Here is an 8,077-nt window from a genome sequence, read left to right on the forward strand (position 1 = left end):
GCATTCTTGCCCTTTGACACCCGCCAACCCACACTATGACACCCATCCAAGTTGGCGTGGTCATGGGCTCCAGCAGCGACTGGGAGACCATGCAGCACGCAGTTGCCATTCTCCAGCAATTCGGTATTGCCTTTGAGGCCCAGGTGGTCTCGGCCCACCGGATGCCCGACGACATGTTCCGCTTTGCCGAGAGCGCCGTAGAACGGGGCCTCAAAGCCATCATCGCCGGCGCTGGGGGCGCAGCCCACCTGCCTGGGATGATAGCCGCTAAAACCCCGGTGCCCGTGCTGGGCGTGCCGGTGGCCAGCCGCCACCTGCAAGGCGTTGATTCGCTGCACTCCATCGTGCAAATGCCCAAGGGCGTGCCCGTCGCCACCTTTGCCATTGGCCAGGCCGGCGCTGCCAACGCCGCGCTGTTTGCGGTGGCCATGCTGGCCAACGAAGACCCTGCGCTGCGCGCCAAGCTCGATGCCTTCCGTGCCGAGCAGACCGAGGCGGCCCGCAACATGACTTTGCCGGTGAACGAATGAGCACCGGCAGCCACAGCGCCGAGGCGCACAACCCGGCCCAAGCGATCTTGCCCGGCGCCACCCTGGGCGTGCTGGGCGGCGGCCAATTGGGCCGCATGTTTGCCCATGCCGCCCAGTCGATGGGCTATTTCACCGCTGTGCTCGATGCCGATGCCACCAGCCCGGCCGGCCTGGTCAGCCACCACCATGTGCGCAGCGGCTATGAAGACCCACAAGGCCTGGCCGAGCTGGCGCGCCTGTGCGCTGCAGTCACCACCGAATTCGAGAACGTGCCCGCCGCCGCGCTGAACCAGCTGGCCCAGAGCCTGCCGGTCTCGCCGGCAGGCGCGTCCGTCGCCATCGCGCAGGACCGCGCCGCTGAAAAAGCCCACTTTGTCCAATGCGGCGTGCCCTGCGCGCCCTACGCCGTCATCGAGACAGCCGAGCAACTGGCCGCCGTCAACGACGCGCTGCTGCCAGGCATTCTGAAAACTGCGCGCATGGGCTATGACGGCAAGGGCCAGATCCGCGTCAAGACCCGCGAAGAACTGAGCGCAGCCTGGAATGAGCTCAAGCAGGTGGCCTGCGTGCTCGAGAAGATGCTGCCGCTGGCGCATGAGTGCTCGGTCATTGTCGCGCGCAGCCGCCACGGCGATATCGTGCACCTGCCAGTACAGCGCAACCTGCACCGCGAAGGCATTCTGGCGGTGACCGAGGTCTATGCCGGCAACCTGCCCGCCGCGCAGGCCGAGCAGGCCATTGCCGCCGCCCAGTCGGTGGCCCAGGGCCTGGACTATGTCGGCGTGCTCTGCGTGGAGTTCTTTGTGCTCGAAAGCGGCCAGCTGGTCGTCAACGAAATCGCCCCGCGCCCGCACAACAGCGGCCATTACAGCCAGAACGCGCTGGATGTATCCCAGTTCGAGCTGCAGGTGCGCTGCATGGCCAACCTGCCGCTGGTGCAACCGCGCCAGCACAGCGCCGCCATCATGCTGAACCTGCTGGGCGACCTGTGGTTCAAGGACAGCGAGAGCGCGCAGACCCCCGCCTGGGACCAGGTGCTGGCCCTGCCCGGCTGCCACCTGCACCTGTACGGCAAGGTCGATGCCAAGCGCGGCCGCAAGATGGGCCACCTGAACATCACGGCCGCTACGCCCGAGCAGGTGCGCGAGACGGCCCTGAAAGCCGCCGCCATCCTCGGCATTGCCGCGTTCTAAGAGGACCACACGTGATTCTGGATGGAAAGCTCGATGCCTCGGTGCGCGCCGCAGCCCTGGCGCTGCAGGCGGGGCAGTTGATCGGCCTGCCGACCGAGACGGTCTACGGCCTGGCCGCCGACAGCGACAACGATGCCGCCGTGGCGCAGATCTTCAGCGCCAAGGGCCGGCCTGCCGATCACCCGCTGATCGTGCATGTGGCCGATGCCGCCGGTGTGCAGCGCTACGCCAAGGCCGTGCCGGTGTTTGCCCAGCAACTGATCGATGCGTTCTGGCCCGGGCCGCTCACCTTGATCCTGCCGCGCCTGCCCGGTGCAGCCGTGGCCTCGACGGCGGGGCAGGACAGCGTGGGCCTGCGCTGCCCCTCGCACCCGGTGGCACAAGCCGTGCTGCGGGCCTGCCAGCAGCTCCAGCCACCGGTCTGGGGCGTCTCGGCGCCCAGCGCCAACCGCTTTGGGCGCGTCAGCCCCACCACGGCCGCCCATGTGGCGGCGGAGCTGGGCGATGGTCTGCTGGTACTCGATGGCGGCGCCTGCGACATCGGCATCGAGTCGACCATTGTCGACTGCACGCGTGGCGTGCCCGTGCTGCTGCGCCCCGGCGCCATCACGCGCGACGATATAGAACGGGCCTGCGGCACCCGCCCCCTGTCGATGCAGGAGCTGACGGCCGACACCCCACGCGCCTCGGGCACCTTGCTCGCGCACTACGCGCCCAGCGCCAAGGTCAGGCTGATGGATGCCAAGCAGCTGCAGTCGGCGCTCGACGTGCTGGGCGCGGATGCGCGGCATATCGCCGTGTACCACCGCAGCCCGCTGCGCAGCGACAGCCGGCATCTGCGCCTGCAGCCCATGCCCGGTGCACCGCTGGCGGCCGCCCGCGAGCTGTTTGGCCTGCTGCGCGACTTTGACGACTGGGGCGCCAAGCTCATCTGGATCGAGACCCCGCCGGACTCGGCAGATTGGGAAGGCGTCAGCGACCGTCTGCAACGCGCTGCGGCGGCTGGCTGAACGGCGTTTTACCTCTCTTTACCTCATCACCTTGGTGGCCTGGATCAGCCTCGCTACACTACGCTCTACTTACTGGAGAACTCACATGGCAGCAAATTGGATGCGCCGTACCGTGTTGACCGCCGTGGCTGGTGCCTCGGTGGCCATGCTGGCGGCCTGCGGATCTAGCTCAACCGCGGACTCGATTCGTCCCGACAGCATCGTCACCTTTGGCGATGCAATGTCCGACCTGGGTCAAAACCCCAATGGCCGTCCCTACTCGGTCAGCAACGGCAGCTACAACAACTGGACGCGTGAAATCGCCTACCGCTATGACCTGACGCTGACTGCAGCCAAGGACGGCGGCACCGCCTACGCCTATGGCAATGCCCGCGTGTCCCAGGCCGATGCCACCGGCGTGACCAATGCCCCCTCCATCACCGCCCAGATCGACAGCTACCTCGCTGCCAACCCGACCTTCTCCAGCAAGCAGTTTGTGCTGATGAGCGGCGGCATGAGCGACGTGATTGCCGGCTACAACGAATACGCCGCCGGCACCAAGACCCGCGACCAGTACCTGGCCGACATGACCACTGCGGGCCAGCAGATGGCCGCGCAGGTGCGCCGCCTCAACAGCGCTGGCGCCCCCCGCGTGCTGACCGTGGGCACGCCCAACCTGGGCCGCACCCTGTGGGCCACCACGTTGGACAACGCGCAGCCCAGCGCCGACCCCAAACCATCCAACACGCTGGAAGCCGCTACCACCGCCTTCAACAACGGCCTGCTGAACGCCTTGTATGGCCTGTCGGGCACGCAAGTGCTGTACGCCGACGTGCAGTACTACTTCAACTCGATGACCGGCAACCCCGGCAGCTACAGCTTCACCAACTACACCGAGCCGGCCTGTACCACTGCAGATGCCACCAATGGCCTGAACATTGGCGTCAACCAGATCAATTCGTCGCTGTGCACCGGTGACACGTTGGCAGATGCGTCCAAGGTGGACCAGTACCTGTTCTCCGACCTGGTGAACTACACGCCCCAGGCACACCGCCGCTTTGGCGACTGGGTATACGACCGCATGAAGGCCAACTGGTAAGAGTCACTACCACGACCCTTGATACGTCGTTGCTTTGCCGGGGGCGCCTAGCCTTGTCGTACGTTCGTACTGCCTGCGGCTTCGCGCCTCGTCTCAATCGCAAACCTTCGGTTTGCTGGGCCGTGCTAGTGCCTCCAAACTCTTAGCTAACAACGAAAAATGGACACCGAGGTGTCCATTTTTTATGGCGGCTTCAACGCAGCCCAGGCAGCGCCAACCGGCCGATCAAGCCTGCATGCTGCCAAACTTGCCGCTGTTGAAGTCGTTGACTGCCTGCACGATCTCCTGCTGGCTGTTCATCACAAAGGGGCCGTAGCCGACGATGGGCTCGTCGATGGGCTCGCCACTCATCAGCAGCAAGGCTACATCGCCATTGGCCTCCAGGCTCAGCTTGCGGCCTTCCTGGTCCATCACCACCAGCTGCGCCTCGCGCGCCACATCGTTGCCGTTGACCAGCACGGTGCCTTGCACAATGGCCAGCGCGGTGCTCCAGCCCTCGGGCAGATCCAGCTCCAACTTTTCACCGGCCACCAGACGCACATCCCAGACATGCATCGGCGTAAAGGTCCTGGCGGGGCCTTGCTGGCCTTGGTAGTCGCCGGCAATCACCCGTACCTGGCCGCCACCGGGCAAGGCCACCGCAGGGATCTGCGATTGCACGATGGCCTGGTAGCCAGCGGCTGCGCCCTTGTCTTTCGCAGGCAGGTTGACCCAAAGCTGCAGCATGCGCAGCTTGCCACCTTTGGCGGTAAAAGCAGGCGAATGGAACTCCTCGTGCAGGATGCCGGCGCCAGCGGTCATCCACTGCACATCGCCAGGGCCGATCTCGCCGCCCTGGCCGGTAGAGTCCCGGTGTGCCACCTCACCGTCATAGACGATGGTCACCGTCTCAAAGCCCCGGTGCGGATGCTGGCCCACCCCGCGCGGTGCGCTGGCCGGCGCAAAGTCGGCCGGGCCGGCAAAATCGAGCAGCAAAAACGGGCTCAGCACCTTGCCGTGGCTTTGGTAGGAAAACAGTGAACGCACAGGAAAGCCGTCGCCAACCCAGTGCTGGCGGGGTGCGTCTTGGACATGCAGTACGTTTTTCATGGGGATTCCTGTCTGGCCTCCGAGCTAGGTGTCGGAAGGCTGTACTGTTATTGTGGGGTTGAAACACTGGAAGCGGTAGACGGCATAATTCGCCTTGATAGTTCTATTTCTTGAACGATAAAAACCATCCAGCAAAGCGCACCATGCAGCCATTCGACCTCAACGACCTGTTTTATTTCGTCCAAGTCGTCGACCACGGCGGCTTTGCGCCCGCCGGGCGTGCGCTGGGCATGCCCAAATCCAAGCTCAGCCGCCGTATTGCACTGCTGGAAGAGCGCCTGGGCGTGCGCCTGCTGCTGCGCTCCACGCGCAAGTTTGCGGTAACCGAGCTGGGCCAGACCTACTACCAGCACTGCAAGGCCATGCTGGTCGAGGCCGAGGCCGCGCAGCTGAGCATCGAAGCCGTGCAGTCGCAGCCACGGGGCGTTGTGCGGCTGAGCTGCCCCATCACCTTGCTCCATGAGCTGGTCGAGCGCATGCTGACCGACTTCATGGTCATGCACCCCGAAGTGACGATACAGCTCGATGCCACCAACCGCCCGGTCGATGTGATTGGCGAGGGCTTTGACCTGGCGATCCGCGTGCGCACCATGCCGCTGGAAGACAGCGACCTGTCGGTGCGCATGCTGTCGGTGCATGCCCAGCATTTGGTCGCCAGCCCCATCCTGACCGCACGCCAGGGCATGGTGCGCAGCCCCGCCGATCTGTCGCAATGGCCCAGCCTGTGGCTGGGCTCGCCTGAGCAGCAGTTTGTGTGGAAGCTCGAACACGACAGCCTGCCCAGCCTCCAGGTGACCCATGCGCCGCGCCTGATCACCACCGACATGGTGGCGCTGCGCAGCGCGGCCATGGCCGGCCTGGGTGTCGTGCAGTTGCCGATGATCATGGTGCACGAGCAGCTGGAGAAAGGCACCCTCGTCAAGGTGCTGCCCGAATGGGGGCCACGCAAGGAGGCGGTGCACGCGGTATTTGCCTCCCGCCGGGGCATGCTGCCGGCGGTGCGGGCGCTGATCGACCACTTGGCCGATGCCTTTGCGAGAGTGCCCAGCTGCTGACGCAGCCGTGCACGGGTCTTGGATATTGACCTTGTCGATACGCAAAGAGCCGCTGCCAACGCCGTTGAACTTAATTCTTCGGGTTAGTGCACTGCTGATTACCCAGATGCTGAGCCACTTTACAACTTGAGAATTAACGGCAACGCTGCACCGCGCTAGTTTTCTGGTCAACCGAAAGCCAAATCACGGTATGGCGCCGAGCTATCTCAAATAATTCTCAGAAGAACATCTGCAAATCAAATACTCTATTCGCAGAATTACCCAAATGACTTCGCCGAAGAATTCATCAGTTAGCGATGGGTGTAAATAACGATCACCCCATCCTCATCGAAATGATAATTCATAATATATCCAGATGTGATCACGAATAGATGAATAAACCATAACTTAGGAAGAAATATCATGGATATTTGGAAATATTCTTGTTTTGTTGACCTGACTCGATCAACATCATTAAGCAAGCGCGGCAACCGTCAATCGCCCTGACAAGAATAAACCGCGCAAATTTAGTCCTTACCAGAACGGCAATATCCTTCAATTTGCGCAATTCCAATTGAGCATCATCTGCAAACCTCCTATCGGGATAAATGAATAACTTATCTTTAGCCATAACATTCACAGTTAAATGATTCAGCACCAATCTACTGATTGCTTTACACCATACAATTTTCTACGCCTAATTATTCTATCTTTACAAGTCTCCCATTAGAAAATTAAACCTATAAGACTCGAAGTAAATGGAGTGATTTTCAGAATCTTTTTTCAAAACAATCAAACGAGGTGCTTGCACCTCAATATAAACATTTAGACGCAATAAAACCTCATCCTCAGTTAATCCAATCCATTCATACTCAACCACTTGCCGTAGCAAGATTAACTGCCGCAACGTATCTTCATTACTAGCTCGAGCATAGGTCATTGTGATGCCTAGATCAACTACCCTGCATATCAATTTGATACAACAGAGACCCAAAATAAACGAAAAGCTTCTCCATCGATTAATAGCACTCATCTCTTGCCCAGTTTCTTTCTGGAGCCTTTGGACCTACGCAAAATTATGACACGCGATGTTTTTCGAATTCGCATTGTAGTTCCATTTAATTAAATCTGCAGGCATTAGTTCTTAGCATTTTTGATTGAAATTGAAATGATTATAAAAACACAACCCAACAACACCACTGCGCATTTACCGAAATGATTTAATAGAGGCATCATTAACCAGTAGACAAAGTTAAATACCGGAGATTTTAGACCCGCCTGATTATTTACCCCTTCAGGAAGTCCAAATGCAGAAAATATAATAAAGCAGCCTAATAAAAAAGATATTTTTTTAATCATTTTACCTCCGGAGAAGTCTAATACCCTTTTTCCAGTTATCTTTGACGTCATAAGCATTTGAATATGAATCCAACTTTGGATCAAATGGTAGCTGGAATGCTGGATCCCTGCCGGCAGTTATACATTTGCACCCTTTAGGCGGATCGGCTGTAGTTACGGCAGGAGGGATGAAATCATGCGGCTTCTTTATATCATTAGGTTTGCAGGTTAATGCATCCTTATCCGAGCAGTCCCATTCGATACAAGGTAGATCCAATGGGTCACCTGGATATGCAGGGTTAGGGGTTTGAGTCATGCTTGCAGCAGCCTCGTACGCTGCTGCTCGAGGAAGGTTACTTCTTGCCAAAGGGGTTGGAGCCGGGCCCCTCGGATAATATGCTCCAGGTGCTGCAGGCCCAATAGTGCGCAGTCCAACTGGATCTATATTTGTCAATGGGGAATTCGGATAAATATAAGAATTCACACCCCCACTCAAGCCAAGCGGGTCTTCGTTGATATAGATTCCGGCATCCGCCACATAATACCGATGCCGGTTGTAATAAAGCCCCGTATCCCCATCCACATGCTGCCCAGGCAGCCGAATCGGCTGGTACAAGTCATCCGGGTTATGTTCCACCCGCACATTGCCCCAGGCATCTAATTGCACCGCCCAGTCCAGTCGGCTGTCTTCCCGGATCAAGGCATTGGGCGTTCCCAGGTGGTCGCAGAGGTAGTGGCGGATTTCCACTTTTTCCGCAGCTGCTTTGCGCTGGTCGCTCAACGTTTGCTCGTACTCCTGCAGCTG

Annotated in this window: 9 protein-coding genes; 5 read left to right on the plus strand and 4 right to left on the minus strand. The window is 59.6% G+C overall.

Annotated features, from left to right (window positions below):
* The first annotated feature begins 35 nt into the window (after window positions 1–35).
* From purE to ACHWUQ_RS13555, 4 genes are all read left to right on the plus strand, one after another.
* A complete protein-coding gene (gene purE / locus ACHWUQ_RS13540; protein ID WP_021027607.1) occupies window positions 36–530 on the plus strand; it encodes a 5-(carboxyamino)imidazole ribonucleotide mutase in 495 nt (164 codons plus the stop codon).
* Window positions 527–1,723, plus strand: coding sequence for a 5-(carboxyamino)imidazole ribonucleotide synthase (locus tag ACHWUQ_RS13545; protein WP_394681450.1), 1,197 nt, complete (start codon window positions 527–529; stop codon window positions 1,721–1,723). The genes purE and ACHWUQ_RS13545 overlap by 4 nt, the downstream gene beginning before the upstream one ends.
* An 11-nt stretch (window positions 1,724–1,734) precedes the next feature.
* A complete protein-coding gene (locus ACHWUQ_RS13550) occupies window positions 1,735–2,733 on the plus strand; it encodes an L-threonylcarbamoyladenylate synthase (protein ID WP_239809737.1) in 999 nt (332 codons plus the stop codon).
* Between the two features lie 85 nt (window positions 2,734–2,818).
* Entirely contained in the window at window positions 2,819–3,811 is a 993-nt protein-coding gene (locus ACHWUQ_RS13555) for an SGNH/GDSL hydrolase family protein (RefSeq protein WP_312835229.1), read from the plus strand.
* Window positions 3,812–4,036: 225 nt separating this feature from the next.
* Here ACHWUQ_RS13555 and ACHWUQ_RS13560 read toward each other — a convergent pair whose 3' ends face one another.
* Window positions 4,037–4,900 carry a pirin family protein gene (locus ACHWUQ_RS13560; protein WP_394681451.1) on the minus strand — a complete coding sequence of 288 codons (864 nt, stop codon included), beginning with the start codon at window positions 4,898–4,900 and terminating at the stop codon, window positions 4,037–4,039.
* A gap of 143 nt (window positions 4,901–5,043) precedes the next feature.
* Between ACHWUQ_RS13560 and ACHWUQ_RS13565 the strand changes: the two genes are divergently transcribed.
* Complete coding sequence (locus ACHWUQ_RS13565; protein ID WP_394681452.1) at window positions 5,044–5,955, plus strand: LysR family transcriptional regulator; 912 nt, start codon at window positions 5,044–5,046, stop codon at window positions 5,953–5,955.
* A 400-nt stretch (window positions 5,956–6,355) separates the two neighbouring features.
* Here the strand turns inward: ACHWUQ_RS13565 and ACHWUQ_RS13570 are convergent, their stop codons facing one another.
* The 3 genes from ACHWUQ_RS13570 to ACHWUQ_RS13580 form a co-directional block, all read right to left on the minus strand.
* On the minus strand, window positions 6,356–6,565 hold the full coding sequence (locus ACHWUQ_RS13570; protein ID WP_394681453.1) for a hypothetical protein: 210 nt from the start codon (window positions 6,563–6,565) through the stop codon (window positions 6,356–6,358).
* A gap of 81 nt (window positions 6,566–6,646) precedes the next feature.
* A complete protein-coding gene (locus ACHWUQ_RS13575; RefSeq protein ID WP_394681454.1) occupies window positions 6,647–6,967 on the minus strand; it encodes an Imm58 family immunity protein in 321 nt (106 codons plus the stop codon).
* A gap of 327 nt (window positions 6,968–7,294) precedes the next feature.
* On the minus strand, window positions 7,295–8,077 hold a 783-nt coding region (locus ACHWUQ_RS13580), incomplete at its 5' end, for an RHS repeat-associated core domain-containing protein (RefSeq protein ID WP_394681455.1).

The organism is uncultured Comamonas sp. (assembly GCF_964277875.1).
Taxonomy (GTDB): domain Bacteria; phylum Pseudomonadota; class Gammaproteobacteria; order Burkholderiales; family Burkholderiaceae_C; genus Comamonas; species Comamonas sediminis.